The sequence below is a fragment of the Marinobacter sp. GH_1 genome, assembly GCF_048595985.1.
GTDB lineage: Bacteria > Pseudomonadota > Gammaproteobacteria > Pseudomonadales > Oleiphilaceae > Marinobacter > Marinobacter shengliensis.
The window spans coordinates 3313978-3340370 of the sequence record NZ_CP184460.1 but is presented as its reverse complement, the minus strand read 5'-3'; the positions used below and the strand labels follow the sequence as shown (position 1 = coordinate 3340370).

Sequence of the window (26393 nt, the reverse complement as noted above, 5' to 3'; positions counted from 1 at the left end):
GAGAACAGAACCATGCCCACACCGCTCACCAAATGGCTTATAGCGGCCCTGACGGCGATCACCCTCGCGGGTTGCTCCAACGGCGAACAACAAACTGCCACCAAACCCGACCCGGTTCACTTTGACTCCGGCGACGAATGCCACGTATGCGGCATGGTCATCACCAACTTCCCCGGGCCCAAAGGCCAGGCATTTACCGAACGCCAGCAGCACACCCGCAAGTTCTGCTCCACCAAAGACATGTTCGCCTGGTTCCTGCAGCCGGAAAACGAAAACCGCGACCACACCCTCTACGTCCACAACATGGCCGAAACCCACTGGGACCACCCGGACGACACTCACCTGATCGACGCCCGTGAAGCCTTCTACGTCGTCGGCTCAGAACGCACCGGCGCCATGGGCCCGACCTTGGCCTCGTTCGAAACAGAATCCGAAGCGACTGACTTTGCCGCAGAATACGGCGGTCAGGTCATCGGTTTTGCGGATATCACGCTGGAGCACCTGAATGCTGGTATGGCAATGCATGGCATGGAGGGGATGGATGGCATGCACGATATGCATAATCAGGAAGATGCCGGTATTCGTTCCGGTCAGATGACTGACAATCATAGCAGTCACAATGGCCATTGAGGTGCCCGACGGCTGGATCAGATAACCACGGGAGGCTTGAGATAGCCTGTAAAGGCGGAGTCCGAGAAGTAAGAGAGAGCAGGTGAGGGAAGGCTTTACAAAAATTTGCGGAGCCATGGATGGCGGAGCAGAAGCGCCACAGGGATGTGCCGAAGGAGCGGTTTTTGGAAAGCCTTCCCTCACCTGCTCTAACGCCTAACCCCGCAGGCTAGGAGCCGAAACAGACAGTCAACCGCCAGTCATATTCATAAACCGAAGAATCTGAACATCACCATTGGTAGAAAAGTGATGCCGCTCCGGCTTCAGATCCATCGCATCGATGATCGCCTGCTGAAGCCTGTCATCCGTCACCGGATTACCCCGCAGAACCCGGCGCAAATCCACCGAATGCTCATTGCCCAGGCACAGCAAAAGCCGCCCCTCAACCGTCACCCGAACCCGGTTACAGGTTGAACAGAAGTTATGGGAATGCGGTGAAATGAACCCGACCCGAACATCGCTGTCCGGCATCTGATAGTAACGTGCCGGCCCGCCAGAATCCTTGGCCACCGGAATCAGCTCATGGCGCTGACGGATGATATCCCGCACCTCCTCGCTGGTACACAAGGCAAGTCCTCGGTCATGCTCCGAAATCTCGCCCAGCGGCATCTCCTCGATAAAACTGATATCCACCTGCTTACTGCGGGCAAACTCAATCAGCTCTGGAATCTCTTCATCATTGCGGCCTTTCATCACCACCGTGTTCAGCTTGATGCCACGGAAACCGGCGTCCCGGGCGGCATCAATGCCGTCCAACACCTGCTGCAGATTGCCAGTGCGGGTAATGGAACGGAATTTTTCAGAATCCAGTGAATCCAGGCTGATATTGAGCCGGTGCAGGCCTGCCTTACGCAGTTTTTCCGCCATGGTCGGCAACTGGCTGCCATTCGTGGTCATGGCAAAGTCCCGCAAACCATAGGTGCCTACTTCGCGGACCAGCTCAAGGATGTCTTTGCGGACCAGGGGTTCGCCACCGGTCAGGCGGATTTTTTCCGTACCCAGGGCAACAAAGTTTCGAGCCAGCCTGGCGATCTCTTCCAGCGTCAGAACCTGCTGGCGGGGCAGAAAGGTCATGTCCTCCGCCATGCAGTACACACAGCGGAAGTCGCAGCGGTCAGTTACCGACAGGCGCACGTAATTAATGGTGCGGCCAAATCGATCGGTCAGCTTGGCTTGCGGCATGGGCAGGTTTCCCTGTCTGGAGTTATATGTATAAAGGATAGTCAAAGTATCACAGATATCCCAACCCAATCCGATACCTCTCGGGGGGTAATCCCTGTATGAACCAAAAAAACGGGGCCAGAAAAGGCCCCGGGGAAAACGGTCAATACACTCTATGCCCGCTCGGAGATGACCTCATCATCAGGGTAGGGCGCCGGCTCCAGATTGGGGAAGAAAATGCCTTTTACCACCTGCCAGGTGACCCCAAGCGCTCCAACGATGAACACAACATCGCCAATAGTCCGGATCCAGCGAAGGGTTTGCAGGACATCGCTCTGCAGGAAGGCTTCGCTTCGGGCGTACCAGAGGCCTTCACTGGCACTTGCCAGGAACTGGATGATGCCGATGGGCAACAGACTGGTGAACAGCATGAGGACGAGCCCGATATTCAGCCACCAGAAGCTGATCTTCATCAGTCGTTCGTCAAAGACAATGCTCGGCCTGATGTAACGCAGGATCAGCAGCGTGAAGCCCAGGGCCAGGAACCCATAGACACCAAACAGCGCTGCGTGGGCATGGGTGGGCGTCGTGTTCAGGCCCTGAATGTAATAAAGGGCGATCGGCGGGTTAATCATGAAACCCAGAACACCCGCGCCGAGCATATTCCAGAACGCGACAGCAACGAAGAACATCAGCGGCCAGCGGATATTTTCCATCCACGGAGCGCGGGTCTTCAGCCGCCAGTTTTCCCAGGCTTCATAGCCAAGGACAACCAATGGCACAACTTCCAGTGCGCTGAATGTTGCACCAACCGCCATCACCGGTGTTGTGGTGCCAGAGAAGTACAGGTGATGGAAGGTCCCTGGTACGCCACCGAGCATGAACAGGCTGGCGGAGGCCAGACTGGCCGACGTTGCGATGGTGCGCGAGACCAGTCCCATGCTGCAGAAGATGAACGCCAGGGCGGCCGTGGCGAATACTTCAAAGAAGCCTTCTACCCAAAGGTGAACAATCCACCAGCGCCAGTATTCCATGATGGAAATATGGGTACGTTCTCCGTAGAAGAAACCAGCGCCGTAGAACAGGCCAATGGCAACCACCGAGGCGGTGAGCAATGCCAGCAGGTTTTTGTCACCGGGTTGGCGAAGTGCTGGCACAATGCCGCGTAACATCAAGACCAGCCAGAAAACGATGCCCAGGAATTTGCCGATCTGCCAGAGACGCCCAAGGTCGACAAACTCATAACCCTGGTGGCCCAGCCAGAAACTCAGATGCGGGGGCATGATCTGGGCAATGGCCAGGAAGTTACCGATGAATGAGCCGCCAACGACCACAACCAGTGCCCAGAACAGAACGTCGACGCCCAGCTTCTGGAATTTTGGATCCTTGCCGCCGTTGATGATGGGGGCAAGGAACAGGCCGGCTGCCAGGAAGCCGGTGGCGATCCAGAACAGCGCCGCCTGAATGTGCCAGGTGCGGACCAGCGAGTATGGGAACCATTCTGACGTGTTGATTCCGTAGAAGCCCTGACCTTCGACGGTGTAGTGTGCAGTAAACCCACCTAGCATGACCTGGAAGGTGAAAAGGCCGACGACCAGCAGCAGATACTTTCCCAGTGCCCTTTGCGAGGGGGTAAGTGTAAGGGCGCTGATGGGATCTTTAAGTGGCGCCGCAGGTTCATCTTCATCGTGTTTGCGCAAGAATGCCCAGGCCCAGATCAGGCCTCCTACCCCGGCGATCAGGAGAATGACGCTGATCACTGACCAAACTACATTCTCGCCACTGGGCTTGTTGTCGATCAACGGTTCGTGTGGCCAGTTGTTGGTGTAGGTGACGTTGCTTCCCGGGCGCTCGGTTGCTGCAGCCCAGGCCGTCCAGAAGAAGAACTCCGTCATTTGCTGCCGGCGCTCGGGGCTGGGCAGTGTGTTCTCCTTCATCGCATAGCTTGCGCGGGTGGATTGTAGCTCTGGCGCATCGCTGAATAGCCGGCTGTAGTAGTCGGCCGTTTCGGCAATGGCGCGGGTTCTCCGGTCTGAGAGATGCAGGGTGCCGGTGGCGTCATCATAGGTGTTGTTCCGGTATTCGGTTTTCAGGTCGTACTGCAGAGCGTTCTGTTGTTGGCCGCTCAGGCTGTGCCAGGCATGCCCGAACTCCTCCTGTGCGGCAATTTCCAGCCAGGTTTCCAGTTCACGGTGAAGCCAGTCTGCAGTCCAGTCCGGTGCCTGGTAGGCGCCGTGCCCCCAGATGGATCCAACTTGCATTCCGCCCATGGACTGCCAGGCAGTCTGGCCATCAAGAATGCTCTCATCCGTCATCAGAAGGTCGCCAGTGGCAGAAACCACCTGGTCAGGTATGGGAGGTGCCTCTCGGTAGACTTCTCGTCCAAAGTAACCAAGCAGTGTGAAGGTGATTGCCAGAATGGCGATCAGAATCCACCAGAGTTTTCGATAGTCAGCCACGTTGCGCGCCCCCCAGCAAGCCATCAACCCGGTGGAACAACACATTGTTTTCCAGATGGATGTGTTCCATGAGGTCATTTTCCAGTTCGGTCAGGCCCAGATAGAGCGCTCTCCAGGTGTTGCATGCACCTTCTGGCAAGGTCAGGTTGAAGGTGAGGCTGTGGATTTCAGCCAGGGCGGCACCATGGTCCTCGTGTTCATTGCGCATGACCGAAACCGGGGCTGCGGCCATGCCAGTGATTCCACGGGCAATCATCGGAAACAGGATCTGTTCCTCTTTTTGCATGTGCGATTCAAGCTCGTTCTGCATGTTTTCAAGGTGTGCGCCCAGCCCTGAAGGGCAGCGGGGGTGCTTGCTGTGAACGCGCTCTACGCGCTGAGCCAATCGGATCAACTCAGGGAGTTGTTCACGGTGTACATCGTGGAAGCGAGTAAGAATGTGCTCAATCAACGCTTCGTTACTGGTTTGCTCTTCTGGCGTAGCCTGGTCAGTCCGGGCTTGTAAGGCGCTCAGCTGGCTGGCAATGGCGTTCGGGTCGAGTCCTTTTGCCGTGGCTGCCGCCATCAATGAGGCGTCACCATTACAGCAAAAGTCGAGCTTGTGGCGATGCAGCACGGCGGAGGCCCCAGGAATGTCACGGGCCAGCTGGCCGAGCGGAAGGTTAGTCAGGTTCATGATTATGCACTCCTAAACATGGATAACAGATGAATGTATCGGAATGGATTTTCATTTAGATGTAAGTTGAATGTCAAATATAAAGTTCTAGTAGCCTGTGTTTCAGGTCTTTAAAGTAGCTCTAATAATTGATTGATAAGGGTATTTTTTTGAATTTGATTTTCGCAGCCGTTCGAGATAGCCTTAAAGATGTAAATGTAATAAATGTAAGTTGGTGGAGGGGGTTATGGAACGCTTTGAAAAATGGCTGGTCATATCCAATACCGCGGTTCTGGTGTCGTTCCTGGGGTTGCTGTTGACGGTGATGCTGGCTTACCCGCTGGCGGATGCCTTGGCACTGCCAGTGCAGATTGCCGCCCACATGGGAACCCTGTTGTTCGCGGTTGGGGTGAAAATTGCCTACGTTGCCCGTCTGGCTTTTCTGAGCAAGTTGGGCAGACCCGTACACTGATTCACGGTAGAATAGATGCAGTTATGAATCGTTCCGAGACCCGTGCCATGAAAGCACCTTCCGGTAAAACCGGTTTCCGGATACTTGCGTATATGTCTGTAGCGATTGGTGCCGTCGGGGTTGTTCTTCCGCTGTTGCCGACCACGCCGTTTGTCATACTGGCGGCTTACTTTGCCAGTAAAGGGTCTCCGGAGTTTGCCCGGTGGCTCGAAGAGCACCCGACTTTCGGCCCGGCAATTGCCCAGTGGCAAGAGCGCAGGGCCATTCCGGTTAAGGCGAAGATTCTCGCCTGCGCCATGATGGCGTTGAGCTGGAGCATGTTGGTCTGGCTAGGTTCAACGGTATTTGTATTGACGGTTTCGGGGCTGTTCCTGCTGAGCGTTGCAGGTTATCTGCTCACGAGGCCATCCTGTTAAAGTTTTCCGTCATATTTATGGAGTTATGAATGCACATCACCCGCTATACAGATTATTCCTTGAGAGTTCTGATTTATCTGGCTGAACAGGGTGATCGTCTGGCCACCATTCAGGAAATTGCAGACAGCTACGAAATTTCCAAGAATCACCTGATGAAAGTGGTTCATCAGCTCAACAAGAAAGGCTACATCGAGACCATTCGGGGCAAGAAAGGTGGTATGCGCCTGCACATGGCGCCCAATGAGATCAACATCGGTGTTCTTGTTAGGGAAACGGAGCAGGACCTCAGCATTGTTGAGTGCTTTTCATCAAAGAATGCCTGCAAGATCACCCCGGTGTGCGGCCTGAAGGCCATGTTTGCCGAAGCCTTGAAGGCATTCCTTGAAACGCTCGACAAATACACTCTGGCCGATGTTATCCAGGATAAACACCGGCCACAGCTGGTGCGCTTGCTTCAGATCGCCTGAAGCTCGCGCTTTCCTTCCAATCGGGTTCTTACCACGTCCGGCAGCGAGAATTTGCCGATACGTTTGAGGACCGTGCCATACTGTTTGGCAAAGCTCCCGGTGTTGTACGGAATGTCGTATTTCTCGCACACTGCCTGAACCTTCTCGGAAATCTCCGGGTAACGGTGAGCCGGCAGGTCGGGGAACACGTGGTGTTCAATCTGGTAACTCAGGTGTCCACTCAACACGTGCAGCCACTTGCCGCCGGTGAAGTTGGATGAACCGGTGAGCTGGCGCAGATACCAGTGGCCTTTGCTTTCACCCTCGCATTCTTCCTCGGTAAAGGTCTCCGCATCTTGGGTGAAGTGCCCGCAGAAGATAACGGTGGATGCCCAGATGTTACGAATCAGGTTAGCACCCACGTTACCTGCCAGAACGATAGGAGCGACAGGCAGGGTCAGCAGCGGGAAGAATACGTAATCCTTGAATCCCTGGCGGCCACCCTTACGGACGAAATCCTTCAGGAACGGCAGCTTGTCGCGCCAGCGCAACTCACCCCGGCGGATCTTCTCGCTCTCCAGCTCGTGTACGCCGACGCCCCACTGGAACAGCACGGTCAGCAGGATGTAGTTGATAAACTGCAACAGGTGGCCCGGGTGCCATTTCACGTCATCACTCAGGCGCAGCACTGCATAGCCATAGTCCCGATCTTTGCCAATGATATTGGTGTAAGTGTGATGTTCGTAGTTGTGGGTCCGGCGCCAGGAATCGCTGGTGCAAACGGTGTCCCACTCATAGGTTTGAGAGTTAAGGGCCGGGTCATTCATCCAGTCGTACTGGCCATGCATGACGTTATGGCCGATTTCCATGTTCTCTATGATTTTTGCGATACCCAGCGTAGCGGTAGCGGCCACGAATACGGGTGGAATGAAGCCAAAGGGCATCATCACCCGGCCGCCCACTTCCAGGGTACGGTGCAGGCGGATGATCTTGCGGATGTACTTGGCATCCCGCTCGCCCAGGTCTGCAATGACCTCGTCACGGATGGCGTCCAGGTCTTTCTGCAGTTCGTTCAGTTGGTCTTCGTTAAGCTTTTTCATATCGATGACTCCCTGCGGCAATAATCGCCGCAATACAAAAGAATGGGGTTATACGTCCAGGGCGACGGGCCCTTGGGGAACCGAAACACAAAGTTGAACAGGCTCTTCACCCGGGCCGGAGACCTTGCCGGTAAGTCGATTAACCACGATGCCGCTGGTTTTGCGGCAGCTGCACTGGTGGCAGATGCCCATGCGGCAGCCGTATTGGGGTTTCAGGCCAGCGGCTTCGGCAATCTCCAGCAGGTTGGCATCGCCTTCTGAGCCCACTTTCAGGTTGCTGTTGGAAAAGGTCACCTCACCGCCCAGTTGATCACTATCCAGTGATGCCTGTGCCGGGGGCGCAAAGAAGGTACTGTGCATCTGCTTCTCCTTCAGGCCGCGCTTGGCCAGAAGGTCCGTTGCCAGGTCCATCAGACCTTTGGGTCCGCACAGGAATACTTCTCTGGCCTTGATGCCCGCGACGGTCTCCAGGTCGCTGTCCCGCAGATAACGAGGCTCGTCGCTCTCATTGGTTGCGATGATAGTCAGTGACAGCGCCGGCCAGCGTGCTGCCAGGGCCTGCAGTGCTTCCCGGGCGATCACGTCATTATGGGTGCGCACGTAATAAAGCAGGGTAACGGGGGCCCGATAGTCCTCTGCTGCCATGGTCTGAAGCTGGCTCAGGATAGGGGTGATGCCGCTACCGCCGGCAATGAACAGCACGGGTTGCGCCGGCTCGGGAATCAGGAACTCCCCAAACGCCTCTGTAAGCCCAATCACATCTCCCGGTTGCAGGGCGTCGTGCATCCAGTTGGTGACCAGTCCACCGGGCAGGCGCTTGATGGTCAGGGTGATCTGCCCCTCGGATTGCCACAACAACGGTGAGCTGGACAGGCTGAAGGTGCGGGTGCGGCGAACACCCTCTATATCGGTACAGATGTTCACATGCTGACCTGCCTGGAACCCGGCCCATCGTTTTGCCGGCTTCAGAACGAAGGTTTTGGTGTCAGCTGTTTCGTTAATAATGTTCTCTACCCGTGCCGGTGTGTACTCTTGTACCCACATCGGGTTGATGGCTTCGGCCAGTGGGTCGAAATAGCCGGCCGGGTTGTCCCGGTTCAGTAACTGCCGGCCAAGCCAGTGAAGTGCTTTGGTGTTTGAAAGTCGTGCCAGCATGATTGGTTCTCCATACTTGTTGGTACTTGTTCCACTGCATGTGTACAAGTGTGCACTAATGTGTACGACTGTACACACAAGTTTGACTTTCAACAATTACCTGGCGTGATGGTTGGCTCGAAATGACAAGTCTGGTGGTTCTTTCTCCGGTCTAATGTGTACACTTGTGAACCTGGTTAAGCGGTACGGGAAGAGGAATGGCAGACAAACAAAGGCGCAAGCCAGGGGAAACCCGCGAGAAGCTGATGAGTGCGGCTCTGGCATTGGTGGGTAAAGGCCGGCATTTCGCCAGCCTGGGCATTCGGGAGGTCACCCGGCAGGCGGGTGTGGTGCCTACATCCTTTTACAGGCATTTCCGGAGCATGGACGATCTGGGTTTGCAGCTGGTGGATGAGCTGGGCCTGGTGCTACGCCGAATGATGCGGGAAGCGCGAGCCAATGTGTTGCAGGCGGACAAGCTGATTGAAGAGTCTGTGGGTATCTTCGTGGCTCATGCCCAGGCCAACCGAAGTTTCTTCCTGTTTATGGCTCAGGGCCTGGCGGGGGAAAGTCGGGCGGTACAGGAGGGGATTCGCAGTGAAATGCGTTTCTTCGCCAGCGAGCTGGCCAACGATCTTCGCCGGCTCAGGTTAATGGAGCATCTTAGTGACGCCGATCTGGATGTAACATGCGATCTGGTAGTGCGAACCGTGGCCTTCAGCCTGACCGACCTGCTCAGCATATCCGAAGACGACGATTACCAGATCGGCCAGGTGCGTAAGCGCACCACCCGTTTCCTGCAGATGGTGTTTGTCGGCGCTGCCAACTGGAACAGCGACAGCGCCTGAGACTGGCGAACGCTAGGTTGCCGACGCCACGCCAATGGCCACCAAGGTGGCGATAACTGGAATGGCGACGGTCACCACAAAGATGTCCTTGTAGGCTTCCTTGTGCTTGAGGCCCATGATGGTCAGCATGGCAATCACCGCGCCGCAATGGGGCAGTGAGTCGATGCCGCCGGAACCGAGGGTGGCAATTCTATGCAGGGTCTCCGGCTCTATACCCATCGCAAGATACTTTTCCGCAAAGGTCTGCATGAAGATCTGCAATCCCCCGGACCCCGAGCCCACAATCGCCGACACCACGCTGACTGAGGCGAACGCGGATAACAGCGGAGGTAGCGGCAGCTCCAGTACCCACTGCGCAAAGCTGTTGAAGCCGGTAGTCTGAGTCACCACGCTGCCAAACCCGATCACGGCGGCCGTGTTGAGCAAAGGCATGATAGCGTCGTTGGCGCCAACGCCCAGACTTTCCATGGCCTTGCTGCGAAAATCCGGGAACAGCAACACACAGCTACCCGCGCCAATCATCAGGGCAAAGCTTGGCCAGACGATCGGCTCGTTACCGGCGAAGGAAATCAGGGGGCCCAGCAAAGGCGTCTCGCCATCGGCTATGCCGAGTGCGGTCAGCAGTCTTGGAATAATAATGGTGCCCAGAACCAGCAACAGCGGAACGATGCTGCGCTGCCACTCGGGCCCATGCTGCAGCGCAGGCGCCATGTTCTCCATGTATTCATCCTGGGCATTCACCTGATAGCCCTCTCCGGCTGCGCGAGCCCGTGACCATTGCCGTTCCAGGTACACCAGTCCCAACGCAAACATAACCGCGCCGGCGGTCAGCCCGATCAGGGCGCCGGCGAACAGGTCTGTGCCAAGAGCGGAAGCTCCGATGACGTTGTGAATCGAGGGGGTGCCAGGCAGCGCTGTCATGGTAAAGGTGCCAGCCCCCAACGCAGTGGCGCCGCAAAACAGGCGTTTTGGCAGGTTGGCTTCGCGCATGAGCGCGACGCCCAGCGGGTACATGGTGAAGATCACCACAAACACCACGACACCACCATAGGTTAACAACGCACACACCAGTATGGTCACCAGGATGGTGCGTTTTGCGCCCAGGCCACGGGTTATGGCATTGGCGATGGAGCCCGCAGCCCCGCTTGAGGCCATCATCTTGCCGAAGATGGCGCCGGCGAGGAACAAAATAAAAAACTTGCCGGCAAAGCTGAACGCGCCCAGCGGACCAAAAGGAAAGTGTTCCAGCAGGGTCGGGGATAGTCCCAATCCGTTGGTCACCGCGACAATCAGGCTGGATACCAGCGCTGCGACCAGAATATTGATTCCGCGCAACGCCATCACAATCAGCAAAATCAGACCGGCCAGAAGGCCAAGGTTTGCAAGCATGTGAGCTCCTGTCAGTCCCGGAAACCTGGGTCAATTCGGTCCAGCTTGCGCAGCAAGCCAGGCCAGGCCAGTTTGCCACCAAGGCCTTTGGTAACCTGTTCGGCTTGCTGTTTGATGGTGTCGACTATGCCGGCGGGGATGGGCGTCAATGGGCGGTCGCCCGACAGCGCTTTGATCTGGATCTGACACGAGGTCTGCAGTATGTACATGGCAAGAAACGCATCGGCAATGCTGGTCCCGGTGGTCAGCAGGCCGTGGTTGCGCAGGATCATGAAGTTCGCGTTGCCCAGATCTTTTTGTAGACGTGCCTTTTCGTCTTCCCTCAGGGCAACACCCTCATAATCGTGATAGGACAGGCTGGCCAGCGCAAACAGGCTTTGCTGGGATAGGGGAAGCAGGCCATCCTGTTGCGCCGATACCGCAATGCCGTCGGCGGTGTGCAGGTGCATCACACAGGCTGCGTCTTCTCTCACCGAATGAATGGCGCTGTGGATGGTAAAACCGGCCGGATTGATGTCGAAATCGTCGGGGTCGATCTTGTTTGCGTCCTGGTCAACACGTACCAGGCTTGATGCGGTAATTTCCTCGAACATCATCCCGTAGGGATTGATCAGGAAATGGTGCTCGTCGCCGGGGATCCTCGCGGAGATATGAGTAAAGACAAGGTCGTCCCAACCGTGGAGTGCCACCAGGCGATAGGCCGCTGCAAGGTCGACCCGCAGTTGCCATTCTTGTTCACTGACGTTGTTTTTCTTTGACGGAATGGAGAGCTGTTCTGACATGATGTGTTTCTCTCTATGGGTGTTGTTCTTGTGGTATTCATCCTCTTTAGCGTCGAGTGTAGGGATAAGTGATCGGCCAAGACTGTCAAATTGTTTACAATTGAGGTTATGACTAACATCAAGACCATCCTCGCTGACTGCCCCTTGTTTGCAGGTTTCCCTGTGCGGGCGTTTGACGACCTTGCCGACATTGCCCGAGTTCGGATATTCGATGCGGATGAGCCGATCTACGACAAAGGATCTGCCACAGCCACTCTGAATGTGATTGCCTCGGGTGTGGTCCGGATAAGTTCCGTCAATTCCGCAGGGCGGGAAGCCACTCTGATCATGTTCAGCGCCGGAGTCTGGTTCGGGGATTCAGTTTTTTCTCCCGGTATGAAAAGGGTGTACGGCGCCACGGCTCATGAAGCGGCAACCCTGGTAGAGCTACCGGGCGATGCGTTCCGGAGCGTAATGGCAAAGTACCCTGAGTGCTATCCGGTGGTTTTGGACATGGTAAGCCGCCGCTTATGGGCGGCGATGTCGATTATTGAAGACGATGCACTTCGAGGCGTTGCCGCAAGGATTGGCCGGAGGTTGCTGTTTCTGGCCCAGATTCAGGGCGATGGTGACGCTGGCACCGAGCCGGTGACCATCCGCATTACCCGGGAACACATTGCGAATATGATGGGCATGACCCGACAGGGCGTGCACCAGTGGATCAAGCATTTTGAGCAGCGGGGGCTACTGAAACTGACGTACGGCCGGATCGAACTCACCGATCCGGCCGCATTGCAGGATTACCTTCAGACCCTGGATTAGCGCCGGGGAGGTCTGCCCGGAGATCAGCTTTGGCTTTTGGTGCCCGTAGCTTTCGGCGCTTTTCTGCTTCTTTGAGGTTTTACCTTTGTCGTTTTAGCGGGCGGAGGCAGGATCAGGCTCTCTAGCTCATCCAGTGCTTCCCCGGTGTACACCGCCAGCTTCTGCATGCTGGGCAGCGTGTCGCGGCAGCCGGTGTAACCGAAGTTCAGTGAGCCGGCATAGCTCAGGCAGGTAATGTTCAGGGCCCCGCCGTGGGCAATCAAAGACACCGGGTACATGGCCTCCAGCTTTGCGCCCTCGTAGTAAAGCGTTCGCTCCGGCCCCGGGACGTTGGAAATCGTCACGTTAAACACCGGCCGCATGCGCCCGCCCAGGCCAGACATAAGCTGCAGGATATAGGGTGACATCAGCAGCATGGTGTATTGGGTCAGTGCACTCTTCGGCAGTTTTTGCAGATGTTCCTTGGCCCGTCGGGTAGATGTTTTGATCTGCTGAAGCCGGTTCAACGGGTCGGCTTCATCGGTAGCGAGAGAGGCAATCATGAAGCTGATCTGGGTACCTGTACCCTGGTCATCTGCCGGGCGGATGTTAACCGGAATGCCTGCCGTCAAAGGGATGTCTGGCAGCTGGTCCTGCTCAAGCAGGAACCGGCGCAGAGCCGTACCGCACAAGTACAGAACAATATCATTCAGGGAGCCACCGCTGGCATGTGCCAAGTCTTTCAGCCGCTCCAGTTGATAATGCTGGGTGGCGAAACGGCGCTGGCCGGTCACCCGGTGATTCAGCAAAGACACGGGGCCAGTGAAGGGTGCTGTCAGGCCATCTTCCGGGTGCCGCACAGAGTGAACCAGGCGGTTACCGGCCTGCCAGAGTCTTGGCGCCATATCGGCCTGCAGTTTCAGCGCGTCCATGGCTTGCGAGACGGCCGCCGGCACACTGGCTTCTTTGTCTGTCTTGCTGCCACGGCGCCGCTCGGGACGAACCGTCCAGGGCGGTGGCATGTTGGTGCGATCCGGGTCGGTGGTCAGTACACGCTGCATCAGGCGCACGCCACTGATGCCGTCAATCATCGAGTGATGCATCTTGGTGTACAGGGCAAACCGGTTGTTTTCCAACCCCTCGATGACATGGCACTCCCACAGCGGGCGGGAGAAATCCAGGGGGTTGGAGTGCAGGCGCGACACCAGAATGCCAAGCTCCCGCTCGCCGCCGGGACGGGGCAGGGCTGAGTGTCTGACGTGGTAATCGAGATCGATGTCCTTGTCGATTTTCCAGGCTGGTGCCACCAGTCGCCCAAGAAAGCCGGACCAGGCCAGCTTGTATCCCCAGGGGGCTGCGACATCACCTGCTTCCTTCATGCGGGTCACCATGTCCCGCAGAAAAGTCTCCGTAGCGCCTTCCGGTAGCGAGAAAATCTGTAAATTACCGACGTGCATGGGGGTATCTTCAGATTCTACCGCGAGCCATGAGGCGTCCAGTGTTCCGAGACGTTTCATTCCTTGTGTATCTCCGTCACATAGTCATTTTTTGATTGTTACATGCAAGTATACTGATTACCGCAGTAACACACGATCAAAACGCCCATTTAGTTCTGGCTTTTACGGGGTTTTGCAGTTACACAATGTAGCCATCCGGCGCTGCCGATCTGTCGGGTAGTGTGCTAATTTCTCTCTGCAAACAATGAATAACAAAGAATGACGGAGGTTTCGTGGAATCCAGCCCGCTGATCTCGGCAGGTTTGCCGGTGGCGCTCTTTATCATCATGATCGGTATCGGGATGACCCTGACCGTTCGGGACTTTCGCCAGGTGGCGGTTTACCCGCGTGGCATGGTGGTCGGCACCATCGCCCAGATATTGTTGATGCCGCTGGCTGCGTTTGCGCTGGCCTATCTGTTTGGGGTGTCGCCTGCCATCGCGGTGGGGCTGGTGATTATTGCAGCCTGCCCTGGCGGCACCACATCCAACTTGTTCGTTTTACTGGCCAGGGGCAACATTGCCCTGTCTATTGTTCTGACCGTGGTAGCCAGCCTGATCACCATCATAACCCTGCCGCTGTTTGCCAATATGGCCCTGCAGCATTTTATGGGCACGGCGGAGGACATCTCGCTACCAGTGGGCAAAACCATCGGCATGCTGGTGGGCATCGTGTTGTTCCCGGTGGCTCTTGGTATGATTGTGCGCACTCGCAAGCCTGAGCTGGCACGTAAAGCTGAGAGTGTAGTCAGCATTTTCGGGGGCGTGGTGCTGGCGGTTCTGATTGTGGCCCTGCTGTTCGGTGTTCGTGACCAGATTGGCGATTTGCTGAAGCAGGCCGGTCCTTCAACCATCATGCTCAATGTGGTGGGCATTGTTCTGGGCCTGCTTGCCGGGCGCGCGGCGGGCCTGACGCAGCGCGAGTCACTGGCCGTGGCGGTTGAGCTGGGCGTCAAGAACGCGACCATTGGCCTGATGGTTACCCTGACGCTGCTGGAATCCAGTGCCATGTCCATCCCCGCTGCCGTATACGGTGTGCTTATGTTTCCCATCGGGTTCTTGCTGGCGGTTTATGGCCGCAGCATTATTCCCAAATCCAATGTGCAGACCACCGCCTCCCAACCAGTCGATTGACATATTTGCCAGCCGCCCGCTGCCGCCAGAGACAGAGGGGCATGAAGGCATCACTGTTACCCTGAGCACAAAGATTTTCAGCTCGGGATAACAATAATGATGCCTCTTGCCCTTCAAACGCCCCCTTCCTGCCACTGGATAACCCGGTGTCTTTTACTGGCGACCACCTTCGCGATGTCTTGCCTCCCGGTTCTGACCTGGGCCAATGAAGACTTGCGGGCGAAGGTTTATGACCAGAGCCTTCCCCTGGAACAGCGTATCAACGCCATGCAGGAATTGACCGGCCTGCAGCCCGATCCAGACCGGACCTACCGGGTATGTGTCTGGGATATCTTTGGGCGCTCCGGCCCTATTTATGGCGCAGCCCAGGATCAGCGGCACAGAATTCTTCAGTACGGGATCAACGTAGAGATGGTGCCATACACCAGCGAATCGGTGATGGTAGAAGAGCTCAAATCCGGTACCTGCGACGCCGCCCTGATGAGTGGGCTGCGTGCGCGATTGTTCAATCAATACACCGGCACCCTGGATTCGATTGGCGGCTTCCCGAATCACGAGCAAATGCAGTTGGGCTTGCAGCTGATGGCCGATCCCCGCAGTGCGGATCGCATGGTGAGCAACGGTTATGTGGTGATGGGTATTGCTCCGGCAGGCGCCGCCCATGTGTTTGTGAACGACCGCAGTATCAATACCCTGGCAAAGGCCTCCGGCAAGCGAGTGGTGGTGCTGGATTACGATCCTACCCAGGCGGAGATGATTTCCGGGGTGGGGGCAACACCGGTGGTCGCTGACATTGTTAATGCCCCCAATATGTTCAATACCGGGGTGGTCGACGTGCTGGCAGCGCCGCTGGCAGCCTATGAAGTATTGGAGCTGCACAAGGGGCTGGAGCCGGACGGTGGCATTATCGACCTGCCGTTGACCCATATCACCATGCAGCTGATTGGCCGCGCCGAGGTCATCCCCAACGAACTGGCGCAGCTTGTGCGAGAGGCTTTTTTCCAGGGGTCCGATGAAATAATCAGTCGCGTCCGGATGGAAGAGGAAAAGGTGCCGGACAAGTGGTGGATCAGAATTCCCGCTGATGACCGCCGGGAATACGATGCCATGATGCAGGCGGCGCGGCTGGAATTGCGTGAGCAAGGCTACTACAGCGGGGATATGTTAACCCTGCAGCGCAAGATCCGTTGCCGCGATGACGGTAGCCGGGAGGAATGCAGTAATCCGGTGGAGTAAGCCATGACCACCGACTCCCGGACCGCCCCGGTATCCCCCAGTCGCACCTGGTCAATGACCCTGGCCAGCGTGCCGATGCTGGCCATTCTTGTGCTTACGTTATTGGCCTCGGTGGGCGAAACCCTGCATTCTCGGTTATTGGAGATCGGCGGGGAAACCTGGCCCGACTACTTCAACTTGCGGGTGATCGACCGGATCAGCGCGCCGGGTTGCCAGGTCGTGAGCGATGAAGAAGCGGCCGTAGACCTGGCGGTTGCGGTTAAAAAGGCGGAAAAATCTGCCGACCCATTTGCCGATGTGTTCGGCGACCAGATCGACCGTGAACAGGTCCGCACTTCGGTGTTGGCCGCCTCCCGCGCCTGCGAGAATCGTGTTGCTAATTGGGAGCGCTTACAGTCGCTCAACACTCCAGGGGTTCAGGCTTTCGTTCTGGTAGAGGCAGGGCTGTCTCAGGCCGTTCTGCTGGTAACCGGAAATCGTCGGGTGCTGCTGGGGCTGATGCTGCTGTTCTGTGCAGCGGCCGCAACCCTGGGGCGTCAGCACATTGCCCTTCGCCCTGTAGAAAGCCGTCTGGATGACCGGGTTGCCACCGTTTCCCAATTGGTGGCCAACGGGTTACTGACCGCCTCTACCTGGCTTTATCGGCAACAGGAGCTGGCCCAGGCAGAGGCCGGCATGCCCCTGGCCCATCTGTTCATGCATGATATCTGGGTGGCCGGTTTTGGCACGCTTACCCTGATTTCCCTCTGGCAGCTGCGCCGGCGGAGGGATGACCTTCCCGTGGGCAGAAGCTGGTCTCGGGCCATGCTGAGCGTGCCTCTCTACAGCTTCATGTGTATTTCTGCCTCCATCCAGTTTGCGTTTCACGGCTTCTACCACGGTATTGCCGTCTACCTCACCATGATGGCGGAGTTATCGGCATTGTTCCTCAATCTTGGGCTCTACGTGTGGGTTGGCATGTTGCTGGCGCGCACCCATCTTCCCAGGAAGGTATTTAATGTTCTTCGGCCCTGGCGGTTGCCTCCGAAATGGCTCGGGGTGGCGGTGCTACTGCTCACTGCCTTGCCCACCGCCTACAGCGGTGCGTCCGGTATCTTTATTCTGGCGGCCGGTCTCACGCTATACCGGGAGTTGCGGCGCGCGGGTACATCGGAGCAACTGGCACTGGCGACTACGGCGATCTCCGGCTCCATGGGGACCATGCTGCGTCCCTGTCTGCTGGTGGTCATTGTTGCCACCCTCAACAACAGTGTGACCACCGATGAAATGTTCAGCGCCGGCGCCAGGGTATTGTTGTTGACCGCGTCGGTGTACGCGATTTATGTGTTCCTGATTGGCGGGCCGTCGAAAGGAGAAATCGCTCCACTGCGGGAGGCGGTGCCCGGCATGCTGCGTGCGTTGTTGCCACTGCTGCCTTACGTGGCCATTTTCGCGGGCGTGATCCTGCTGTGGAATCTACTGCTGAATCGGGGGCTGGATGAGTTCTCTGCGCCAGCCATTCTGCCGTTGATTTTGCTGCTGGTGCTGGCGTTCGAGCGTTGGGTGCTCAGATCACCGGACCCTGACGCTGATGATTTGCCGGAGGATGCCCGTGGTCCGTTGGCAAGCGGCTTTTCGCCCGCTGTGTTGCGCGCTACCCGTGAATCCAGTGCCCTGATCGGTGCCCTGCTGATGTTAATGGCGCTGTCCGTCAGTGTCGGCGGCCTGATCGAACGTTCGGGCCTGCTTGAGTTGTTCCCTGAACAACTGGGATCGGTATGGCTGACACTCACGCTGCTGATGGCTTTGCTTGTGTTTATAGGCATGATCATGGACCCCTATGGCGCGGTACTGTTGGTGAACGCCACGCTGGCCCCCATCGCTTTGAACAACGGTATTGATCCGCTTCACTTCTGGGTGATGACCGTGCTCGCATTTGAAATGGGGTATCTGACTCCACCCGTGGCGCTCAACCATTTGCTGACCAGGCAGGTGGTCGGCGTGCCCACATCGCCGGAGAGCCTGTATGGTACCTTCTGGCAGCGCAATTTCCGCTTCATTCTCCCGGTGATGGTCATGGGCACTACGCTGTTGATGGTGACGTACCTGCCAGCCTTTGGGAGCACAATATTCCAACTATTGTTGGGTATTCAGTCTCCGGCTTAGTCGTTATGCTCAGGCCTGCGTGGATGTGATCGGGTTCGCGGCTGGTGCGTATCATGCAACTGATGGCAGGGGGGGAAGCGAAGTGAAAGAGGAAGCCCAGGGGCATGGTTACTCACAGCGGTTGGTGATTGCGTTCGCCATTGTGTCGGTCATGATGCCGTCAAGCGAGTTGGCGGCACAGGTTGCGGACGAGGGCGAGGCGATTGGGGAAATCGTTCTGGAAGTGACCTCACCTCGCCTGGCTCGTGACCTTTACGATACCCCCGCTGCGGTCAGCGTAGTGGACGCCCCCGCCATCCGCCAGGGCCAGCAGCGCCTGCAACTGGACGAATCCCTCAATACCGTGCCTGGGCTTTTCTTCCAGAACCGTTACAACTTCGCCCAGAATCTGCGACTGTCGACCCGGGGTTTCGGGGCTCGTGCGCCCTTCGGTATTCGGGGTATCCGCATTCAGGTAGATGGCATTCCCTATACCCTGCCGGATGGCCAGTCGCAGATCGATGCCATCGACCTGGATTCCGCCCAGCGTATTGAGGTAATTCGGGGCCCGTCCTCGGTGCAGTATGGCAATGCCGCCGGTGGCGTGCTGGATATCACCACGGCCCGTGGCGATGATTTGCCCCCCGGTGCCCGGCTGCGCCTTGATGGCGGCAGCGATGATTACCGCAAGGCCGCCATTCAGGGTAATGGCGTTCACGGCGACACCAGTGCCATCGCAACGCTGTCCTGGATGAATGTAAACGGCCACCGGGAACAAAGTGAGGCGGAAAAGGGCCTGTTCAACGCCCGAGTTTCCCATGAGCTGGATTCCGAGAGGGAGCTGACCGCCACCTTCAACGCCTTACATAACCCGAAAGCCCAGGACCCGGGCGGCTTGACCCTGTCCCAGGTAGAGGATGATCCGAACCAGGCTACCTTTATGGCCAAGCGGCTGGACAGCGGCCAGACGGTGAATCAGCAAACCCTGGGGCTGCAGTATCAGGATGCCGCTGTATTGCCCGGTGAGGTCACCGTGAACACCTTTTACAGTCATCGGGATTTCGCCCAGCAGTTGCCTTTTCCCGGCGCCAGCCGCGTGGCCTACGACCGCCATTTTTACGGAATCAGTTCCCAGTACCAGCAAGGTTCCGAGCTGGCCGGGCGACCTTTGACCTGGGTAACCGGCGCGGATGTCCATCGGCAGTCGGATGACCGCCGGCGCTACCAGGTGTCACCCATGGGCGAGATTACCGGGCAAACCCAGGCAGAAACCCAGAACGCGACAAACGTGGCTGTATTCGCCCAGGGGGATCTGGCGCTGACGGATCGGTTGAATTTTTCACTCGGGACCCGCTGGGATCATCTGCGCCTGTCGGTCGATGATGACCGGCTTGAGGACGGTGATGATTCCGGCAGCCGGACGTTCCGGGAAGTCAGCGGCGTGGTTGGCCTGAGCTATCGCCTGGCGCCCCGGCATCAGGTATACGCCACCGTTGGCACGGCGTTCGAGTCGCCCACCTTTACCGAGTTTGCCAACCCCTCTGGTGCCGGTGGCTTTAACCCGGATGTGGAACCGCAAAAGGCGCTGAACCGGGAGATTGGTGTTCGTGGTTTATGGGGTAACTCTCTCAGTTACGACCTGGCACTGTTCTCCATCCGGGTTAAGGATGAAATCCTGCCCTACGAACTGGACGGCCGCACCTTCTATGAAAATGCCGGCGAAACCCGGCGCAACGGTGTTGAACTTGGCCTGGGTTGGGATATCTCCTATGCCTGGCGGGCAACCACGGCACTGACTCTGGCAGACTACGAGCTGCGCGATTTCACTGACGAACAGGGCAATGATGCTGATGGCAATGACATCCCCGGCTTGCCCGGCACGCTCTGGGTGTCTGAACTGGAGTGGCAGGGTATGGCTGGCCGGTTCGCAGCACTGGAATGGCAGTACGTTGGCAGCTTTTATGCGGAGAACAGCAACCAGACCAAGGTAAGCGATTATTGGTTGCTGGGCGCCCGCGCGGGTGACTCCGTGCGTCTGGGTAATCAGACGCTCAATCTCTACGCCGGTGTCCGCAATGTGCTGGATGAAGATTATTTCAGCAACGTGCGCATTAATGCCAACGCAGACCGGGCCGTTGAAGATCGCGGTTACTTCGAGCCCGGTGCCGGCAGAACGTTCTATGCGGGCCTTGAATTGACTTTCTGATTTGTGATCTCAGGGGTGGCCCATTGTGGTCACTCCTCCTCAGCGCCTCTGGGTGGGCAGTGATGTTCCTCAACCACCTTGCCGTCATCCACGCTTTCCAGGTGCACATCAAAGCCCCACAGCCGGTGGGCGTGTTTCAGCACTTCGTCTGTTTCCTTGCCAAGCGGTACCCGGTCCACGGGAATATGCCGCAGGGTGAGTGAACGGTCGCCCCGCACATTCACATTCCACACTTGTATGTTCGGCTCCCGGTAACTGAGGTTGTACTGGCGCGCCAGTTTCTCCCGCAGCACCCGGTACCCCGGGTCGTCGTGGATGGCGGTCACCATGTAGTGGTCTTCCTGGTCATCGTTCTCGATGGCGAAGAGTTTGAGGTCCCGCATGACTTTGGGCGACAGGAACTGTTGGATGAAGCTTTCGTCCTTGAAGTTGCGCATAGCGAAATGCACGGTCTCCAGCCAGTCCTTGCCGGCGATGTCCGGGAACCACTCCCGGTCTTCCTTGGTGGGGTTCTCGCAGATGCGCCGCAGGTCGGTGAAGATGGAGAAGCCCAGGGTGTAGGGGTTAATGCCGGAATACCAGGGGCTGTTGAACGGTGGCTGGTACACCACGGCGGTGTGGCTTTGCAGGAATTCCAGCATAAAGCCGTCGGTCACCAGGCCTTTCTCGTACATCCGGTGCAACAGGGTGTAGTGCCAGAAGGTGGCCCAGCCTTCGTTCATCACCTGGGTCTGGCGTTGCGGGTAAAAGTACTGTGCCAGCTTGCGCACGATGCGCACCAGTTCCCGCTGCCAGGTTTCCAGCAGGGGTGCGTTCTTCTCGATGAAGTACAGCAAGTTTTCCTGGGGCTCTTCCGGGTACCGGGGTTTGCGCTTGACCGGGTCGTCGTCTTCGTCCGGCTTTGGAATGGTTCGCCACAAATCGTTGATGCGCCGTTGCTGGTATTCCTCCCGCTCTTTCTGACGCTGGGCTTCCTCCGCCGCGGAAATGGGTGCCGGGCGTTTGTATCGGTCCACGCCGTAGTTCATCAAGGCGTGGCAGGAGTCGAGGATTTCTTCCACCGCATCCACGCCATGGCGTTCCTCGCATTCGGCCACATAATTGCGGGCGAACACCAGGTAGTCGATGATCGCACTGGCATCGGTCCAGGTGCGGAACAGGTAGTTGCCTTTGAAAAACGAATTGTGGCCATAGCTGGCGTGGGCAATCACCAGTGCCTGCATGGGCAGGGTGTTTTCTTCCATCAGGTAGGCGATGCAGGGGTTGGAATTGATCACAATCTCGTAGGCCAGCCCCATCTGGCCGCGCTGATAGCCTTTGGAAGTCTGCAGGAACTGCTTGCCGAACGACCAATGATGGTAGCCCACGGGCATGCCCACGGAACTGTAGGCATCCATCATCTGCTCGGCGGTAATCACTTCCACCTGGTTAGGGTAGGTGTCCAGCCCGAACTCGGCGGCGCACTTGGCAATCTCCTCGTCGTACTTCTGGATCAGCTCAAAGGTCCACTCCGAGCCGGTGGAAATGGGCGTTCCTGCCTTGGGTTGTTCGCTCTCCGGTGCGTTCGGGCGATCAATCAGGCTGCTCATGCGGCTTTCCTCTCGAACAACTGTCGGAATACCGGGTAAATATCGCCAGGGTCTGCAATTTGCTGCATGGCAAAACTCTGGGGAAACTGTTCCAGGATCTTCTCGTACTCGTACCAGAGCATCTGGTGGTCCTGGGGTGTGATTTCGATGTAAGAGTAGTACTGCACCAGCGGCAGAATGCTGTTGGTCAGCAGTTTGCTGCAAACCGGGGAGTCATCGTTCCAGTTGTCACCATCCGATGCCTGGGCGGCGTAGATGTTCCATTCCGCCGGTGAGTATCGGGCCTCGATGATCCGGTGCATCAGCTTCAGGGCGCTGGAAACAATGGTGCCGCCGGTTTCCCGGCTGTAGAAGAATTCTTCTTCGTCCACTTCCTTGGCACTGGTGTGGTGGCGGATAAACACCACATCGATCTTCTTGTAGTTCTTCTTCAGGAACAGATACAGCAGGATGAAAAAGCGCTTGGCGATGTCTTTGTGCATCTGGGTCATGGAACCGGACACGTCCATCAGGCAGAACATCACGGCGCTGGTAGCGGGCTTGGGCTGCTTCTGGTGCTGGCGGTAACGCAGGTCGATCTCGTCGATAAACGGAATGCGTTTGACGTTGGCTTTCAGGCGCGCAATTTCGTCTTCCAGCACCTTGATCTGGTCCTCATGGCTGAAGGCCGGGTCCAGATCCTCCGGCGCGCCTCTCAGGGCTTCCAGTTGCCTTTCCAGATCCTTGATTTTCTTCTTGCGGGCGCCGCCCAAGCCCAGCCTGCGGGCATGGGCGCCCCGTAGCGAACGCACCACATCCAGTTTGGCGGGCACACCCTGGCTGGTGAACCCGGCGCGAACGTAACTGAAGGCTTCGGTATCCTTGAGTTTCTTGCGGGCCAGGTTGGGTAACTCCAGGTCATCAAACAGGAATTCCAGGAATTCCTCCTGGGTGATCTGGAAGGCAAATTCATCCATGCCTTCACCGTCCGGGCTGGCTTGGCCTTGCCCCTGACCTTTGCCGCCACCGCCCGGGGGTTTGGGAATGGTGTCGCCGGCTACCCATTCCTGGTTGCCGGGGTGTACCACTTCCCGCCGACCACCGGGACCATGGTGGAAGATGGGCTCCTGTATATCCCGGGCCGGAATGCTGACCTTCTCGCCCCGTTCAATATCCGTAATGGAACGTTTCTGGACCGCTTCAGACACCGCTTTTTTGATGTGATGGCGATAGCGGCGCAGGAACCGTTCCCGGTTCACTGCGCTTTTGTTTTTACCGTTCAGTCGCCGGTCGACTATGTGGGTCATACCCATGGGTCTGCTCCCGCTGGCCGTTAATGGGACTTACGCACACGCAGATACCACTCGGCAAGCAAGCGGACCTGTTTCTCGGTGTACCCACGTTCGACCATGCGTTCCACAAACTGTTTGTGTTTCTTCTGGTCTTCCTGGCTGGCTTTCGGGTTGAAGGAAATCACCGGCAGCAGGTCTTCGGTGTTCGAGAACATCTTCTTCTCGATCACGCTGCGCAGTTTCTCGTAGCTGAGCCAGCTGGGATTCTGGCCTTGGTTGTTGGCCCGGGCCCGCAGCACAAAGTTGACCACTTCGTTGCGGAAGTCTTTCGGGTTGCTGATGCCCGCAGGCTTCTCGATCTTTTCCAGCTCGTCGTTGATGGAGCCCCGGTCCAGAATTTCCCCGGTTTCCGGGTCCCGGAACTCCTGGTCCTGTATCCACAGGTCGGCGTAGGTCACGTAACGGTCGAACAAGTTCTGGCCGTATTCGCTGTAGCTTTCCAGATAGGCGGTCTGGATTTCCTTGCCGATGAACTGCACGTAGTGCGGTGCCAGGTATTCCTTGATGAACCGCAGGTATTTTTCCTGAATCTCAGACGGGTACTGTTCCTGCTCGATCTGTTTTTCCAGCACGTACAGCAGGTGTACCGGGTTGGCCGCCACTTCGGTGGTGTCGAAGTTAAACACCTTGGACAAAATCTTGAACGCGAAGCGGGTAGACAAGCCGTCCATGCCTTCCATCACACCGGCGGCGTCCCGATATTCCTGGATGGACTTGGCTTTTGGATCGGTGTCTTTGATGCTCTGGCCGTCGTACACCTTCATCTTGGAGAAGATGCTGGAGTTTTCCGGATCCTTGATGCGTGACAGCACCGAGAACTGGGCCAGCATGTCGAGGGTGTCTGGGGCACAGGGGGCGCCGGACAGGGAGCTGTTTTTCAGCAGCTTCCGGTAGATCTCGATTTCTTCGGTAACCCGCACACAATAGGGCACCTTGACGATGTATACCCGGTCAAGGAAGGCTTCGTTGTGCTTGTTGTTGCGGAAGGTCTGCCACTCGGATTCGTTGGAGTGGGCCAGGATCACGCCGTCAAACGGCACGGAACCCATACCTTCGGTGGTGTTGTAGTTGCCTTCCTGGGTGGCGGTCAGCAGTGGATGCAGCACCTTGATGGGGGCCTTGAACATCTCCACAAATTCCATCAGCCCCTGGTTGGCTTTGCACAGGCCGCCGCTGAAGCTGTAGGCGTCCGGGTCGTCCTGGGAGTAGTCTTCCAGCATGCGGATATTGACCTTGCCCACCAGCGCCGAAATATCCTGGTTGTTGTCATCACCGGGTTCGGTCTTGGACACCCCGATCTGGTCGAGCACCGAAGGGTAGCGTTTTACCACCCGGAACTGGCTGATGTCGCCACCATACTCGTGCAGTCGCTTTACCGCCCAGGGCGACATGATGTTTTTCAGGTAGCGGCCGGGAATGCCGTACTCTTCTTCCAGAATCGGGCCGTCTTCGTCCGGGTCGAACAGGCCCAGGGGGCTTTCGTTGACCGGCGAGCCCTTGATGGCATAGAACGGCACCTTCTGCATCAGTGCCTTGAGTTTTTCCGCCAGGGAGGATTTGCCGCCGCCCACCGGGCCCAGCAGGTAAAGGATCTGCTTCTTCTCTTCCAGGCCCTGGGCGGCGTGGCGGAAGAACGACACGATGTTTTCCACGGCTTCTTCCATGCCGTAGAACTCGGAGAATTCCGGGTATCGCTTGATGACTTTGTTGGAAAATATGCGTGACAGGCGAGGGTCACGGGAGGTGTCGATCAGTTCTGGCTCGCCGATGGCTATCAGCATTCGCTCGGCGGCGGTGCTGTAGGCTGTTGGGTCCTTTTTGCAGATCTCCAGGTATTCCTCAAGGGAGTATTCTTCCTCCTGAGTGGATGCATACCGGTCTTTGAAGTGCTGCAGAATGCTCATAGATGGCCCCTCGCTTGCTCTTGCTTGTTATAAAACCGCTTTAACTCACGCAATATCCCCGTTGCTGAAACGCCGCCGGTCCGGGCGGTGTGCTCTGGTTAATAGGTTGATGGGATGGTTCTGTTAAACAGGTATACGTTATCCGGAGCTTTCCGGCCTGCTTATTCTGAGCTTAGTTCAGAGTTCGGGGGTTGGACAGGTGGGGTTCACCTTAGGTTCATTAAATTATGTTACGGGGCGTATCGGATTTTAGGGCTGACGTACACCGGGGCGGATTTTTTAGATCAAACTGAAACTCGCTTTGCTCAGACATTCAGTTTGATCTAAAAAATCCGCCCCGGCATACGTCGATCAGGGCTTCGGAGGGGGCCCCAGCCTTTGGACTGCGGTGGGCCTTTACTTCTTCGTTAGTGTAAACACGCTTTCTGCGGCGCCGTTTCTCAGGCCTCTTCTTTTGGCGAAAGGGTTGTCGTGGGCCATGTCGCGCTTCAGTACGTGGTTAACTTCGTAGTCCTCGCTATACAGCTGGAACACTTCCTCGTCGCTGACGTTGAAGGGAGGGCCTTGCATTTCGTTGCTGTCGTAATCGAGGGTGATCAGCAGGATTCTGGTGCCGTCCGGGATGATGGCGGTCAGGTGGTCCACATAGCCTTTGCGCATTTCCGGGGGCAGGGCGATGAGCGCTGCGCGGTCGTAGACCAGTCGGATGTGTTTGAGATCATCCGGCACCAGTTGAAAGAAGTCGCCGCACCAGATTTGCAGGTCGTCGTGTTTGAAGGTGGTGAAAGGCTCGCCCGGATGGACCTTGGCTTTTTCACCGGCTTCTTCGAAGAAATCCTTGCAGGCGATGTCGCTGAGTTCCACGCCGATGATGGGGTGGCCACGGTCGTGGAGCCACCACATGTCATGGGCTTTGCCGCACAGGGGCACGAATACGGCTTCGGCGCCCTGGCCGGCCAGTTCCGGCCAGTGATCGTGCAGGTACTGGTTTACCGTGCCTTCGTGGAAGCCGATTTGGCTCTTTTCCCAACGTTCGTGCCAGAATTCGTGTTCCATGGTTTGC

At 57.2% G+C, this 26393-nt stretch carries 22 protein-coding genes; 10 read left to right on the top strand and 12 right to left on the bottom strand.

Features of this window, described 5'->3' with window-relative positions; genetic code table 11:
• The first annotated feature begins 12 nt into the window (after positions 1-12).
• On the top strand, positions 13-630 hold the full coding sequence (locus ACNSOI_RS15205; RefSeq protein WP_420194442.1) for a nitrous oxide reductase accessory protein NosL: 618 nt from the start codon (positions 13-15) through the stop codon (positions 628-630).
• Between the two features lie 228 nt (positions 631-858).
• On the opposite strand, the gene moaA is transcribed toward ACNSOI_RS15205, so the two are convergent.
• The 3 genes from moaA to ytfE form a co-directional block, all read right to left on the bottom strand.
• Positions 859-1851: a GTP 3',8-cyclase MoaA gene (gene moaA / locus ACNSOI_RS15200; protein ID WP_420194441.1), complete on the bottom strand. Its 993-nt coding sequence runs from the start codon at positions 1849-1851 to the stop codon at positions 859-861.
• Between the two features lie 152 nt (positions 1852-2003).
• The gene (locus tag ACNSOI_RS15195) at positions 2004-4289 is read right to left on the bottom strand and encodes a nitric-oxide reductase large subunit (protein ID WP_286251508.1); all 2286 of its coding nucleotides are present in this window, start codon (positions 4287-4289) and stop codon (positions 2004-2006) included.
• Positions 4282-4965: an iron-sulfur cluster repair protein YtfE gene (gene ytfE / locus ACNSOI_RS15190; protein WP_072676453.1), complete on the bottom strand. Its 684-nt coding sequence runs from the start codon at positions 4963-4965 to the stop codon at positions 4282-4284. Before ytfE ends, ACNSOI_RS15195 begins: the two co-directional genes overlap by 8 nt.
• A gap of 226 nt (positions 4966-5191) precedes the next feature.
• Here ytfE and ACNSOI_RS15185 point away from each other — a divergent pair, with 226 nt between their 5' ends.
• From ACNSOI_RS15185 to ACNSOI_RS15175, 3 genes are read left to right on the top strand one after another with little or no spacing between them, the layout of a single operon-like run.
• Positions 5192-5416, top strand: coding sequence for a hypothetical protein (locus tag ACNSOI_RS15185; protein WP_072676454.1), 225 nt, complete (start codon positions 5192-5194; stop codon positions 5414-5416).
• A gap of 23 nt (positions 5417-5439) precedes the next feature.
• Positions 5440-5832: a YbaN family protein gene (locus ACNSOI_RS15180; RefSeq protein WP_230713844.1), complete on the top strand. Its 393-nt coding sequence runs from the start codon at positions 5440-5442 to the stop codon at positions 5830-5832.
• Between the two features lie 29 nt (positions 5833-5861).
• On the top strand, positions 5862-6299 hold the full coding sequence (locus ACNSOI_RS15175) for an RrF2 family transcriptional regulator (RefSeq protein ID WP_058092706.1): 438 nt from the start codon (positions 5862-5864) through the stop codon (positions 6297-6299).
• Here the strand turns inward: ACNSOI_RS15175 and ACNSOI_RS15170 are convergent.
• Both ACNSOI_RS15170 and ACNSOI_RS15165 read right to left on the bottom strand, forming a co-directional pair.
• Entirely contained in the window at positions 6287-7378 is a 1092-nt protein-coding gene (locus tag ACNSOI_RS15170) for a fatty acid desaturase family protein (RefSeq protein WP_072676455.1), read from the bottom strand. The genes ACNSOI_RS15175 and ACNSOI_RS15170 overlap by 13 nt on opposite strands.
• A 48-nt stretch (positions 7379-7426) precedes the next feature.
• Positions 7427-8533: a ferredoxin reductase gene (locus ACNSOI_RS15165; RefSeq protein ID WP_286251498.1), complete on the bottom strand. Its 1107-nt coding sequence runs from the start codon at positions 8531-8533 to the stop codon at positions 7427-7429.
• A 197-nt stretch (positions 8534-8730) separates the two neighbouring features.
• Here ACNSOI_RS15165 and ACNSOI_RS15160 point away from each other — a divergent pair, with 197 nt between their 5' ends.
• A complete protein-coding gene (locus ACNSOI_RS15160) occupies positions 8731-9360 on the top strand; it encodes a TetR family transcriptional regulator (protein ID WP_058092709.1) in 630 nt (209 codons plus the stop codon).
• Positions 9361-9372: 12 nt separating this feature from the next.
• On the opposite strand, the gene ACNSOI_RS15155 is transcribed toward ACNSOI_RS15160, so the two are convergent.
• On the bottom strand, positions 9373-10749 hold the full coding sequence (locus ACNSOI_RS15155) for a GntP family permease (protein WP_286251495.1): 1377 nt from the start codon (positions 10747-10749) through the stop codon (positions 9373-9375).
• 11 nt (positions 10750-10760) lie between these two features.
• Positions 10761-11531 carry a class II aldolase/adducin family protein gene (locus ACNSOI_RS15150; RefSeq protein WP_106694756.1) on the bottom strand — a complete coding sequence of 257 codons (771 nt, stop codon included), beginning with the start codon at positions 11529-11531 and terminating at the stop codon, positions 10761-10763.
• Between the two features lie 108 nt (positions 11532-11639).
• Between ACNSOI_RS15150 and ACNSOI_RS15145 the strand changes: the two genes are divergently transcribed.
• On the top strand, positions 11640-12332 hold the full coding sequence (locus ACNSOI_RS15145) for a Crp/Fnr family transcriptional regulator (RefSeq protein ID WP_420194440.1): 693 nt from the start codon (positions 11640-11642) through the stop codon (positions 12330-12332).
• A gap of 23 nt (positions 12333-12355) precedes the next feature.
• On the opposite strand, the gene ACNSOI_RS15140 is transcribed toward ACNSOI_RS15145, so the two are convergent.
• Positions 12356-13828, bottom strand: coding sequence for a WS/DGAT/MGAT family O-acyltransferase (locus ACNSOI_RS15140; RefSeq protein ID WP_106694758.1), 1473 nt, complete (start codon positions 13826-13828; stop codon positions 12356-12358).
• Between the two features lie 212 nt (positions 13829-14040).
• On the opposite strand from ACNSOI_RS15140, the gene ACNSOI_RS15135 reads away from it, so the two are divergent.
• The 4 genes from ACNSOI_RS15135 to ACNSOI_RS15120 all read left to right on the top strand — a co-directional run bounded on the left by ACNSOI_RS15135 (position 14041) and on the right by ACNSOI_RS15120 (position 20506).
• A complete protein-coding gene (locus ACNSOI_RS15135; RefSeq protein ID WP_106694759.1) occupies positions 14041-14940 on the top strand; it encodes a bile acid:sodium symporter family protein in 900 nt (299 codons plus the stop codon).
• 96 nt (positions 14941-15036) lie between these two features.
• Positions 15037-16176: a putative solute-binding protein gene (locus ACNSOI_RS15130; RefSeq protein ID WP_286251486.1), complete on the top strand. Its 1140-nt coding sequence runs from the start codon at positions 15037-15039 to the stop codon at positions 16174-16176.
• A gap of 3 nt (positions 16177-16179) precedes the next feature.
• On the top strand, positions 16180-18321 hold the full coding sequence (locus ACNSOI_RS15125) for a TRAP transporter large permease subunit (RefSeq protein ID WP_420194439.1): 2142 nt from the start codon (positions 16180-16182) through the stop codon (positions 18319-18321).
• Between the two features lie 82 nt (positions 18322-18403).
• Positions 18404-20506: a TonB-dependent receptor family protein gene (locus tag ACNSOI_RS15120; RefSeq protein ID WP_420194438.1), complete on the top strand. Its 2103-nt coding sequence runs from the start codon at positions 18404-18406 to the stop codon at positions 20504-20506.
• Positions 20507-20535: 29 nt separating this feature from the next.
• Here the strand turns inward: ACNSOI_RS15120 and ACNSOI_RS15115 are convergent, their stop codons facing one another.
• The 4 genes from ACNSOI_RS15115 to tmpT all read right to left on the bottom strand — a co-directional run bounded on the left by ACNSOI_RS15115 (position 20536) and on the right by tmpT (position 26386).
• Positions 20536-22095, bottom strand: a complete 1560-nt coding sequence (locus ACNSOI_RS15115; RefSeq protein WP_420194437.1) for a SpoVR family protein — start codon at positions 22093-22095, stop codon at positions 20536-20538.
• Positions 22092-23381 (bottom strand): YeaH/YhbH family protein, encoded by a 1290-nt coding sequence (locus ACNSOI_RS15110; RefSeq protein ID WP_420195728.1) that lies wholly within the window; start codon positions 23379-23381, stop codon positions 22092-22094. The genes ACNSOI_RS15115 and ACNSOI_RS15110 overlap by 4 nt, the downstream gene beginning before the upstream one ends.
• Positions 23382-23407: 26 nt before the next feature.
• The gene (locus tag ACNSOI_RS15105) at positions 23408-25330 is read right to left on the bottom strand and encodes a PrkA family serine protein kinase (protein ID WP_286251479.1); all 1923 of its coding nucleotides are present in this window, start codon (positions 25328-25330) and stop codon (positions 23408-23410) included.
• A 396-nt stretch (positions 25331-25726) separates the two neighbouring features.
• Entirely contained in the window at positions 25727-26386 is a 660-nt protein-coding gene (gene tmpT / locus ACNSOI_RS15100) for a thiopurine S-methyltransferase (protein WP_106694764.1), read from the bottom strand.
• Between the last annotated feature and the right edge of the window lie 7 nt (positions 26387-26393).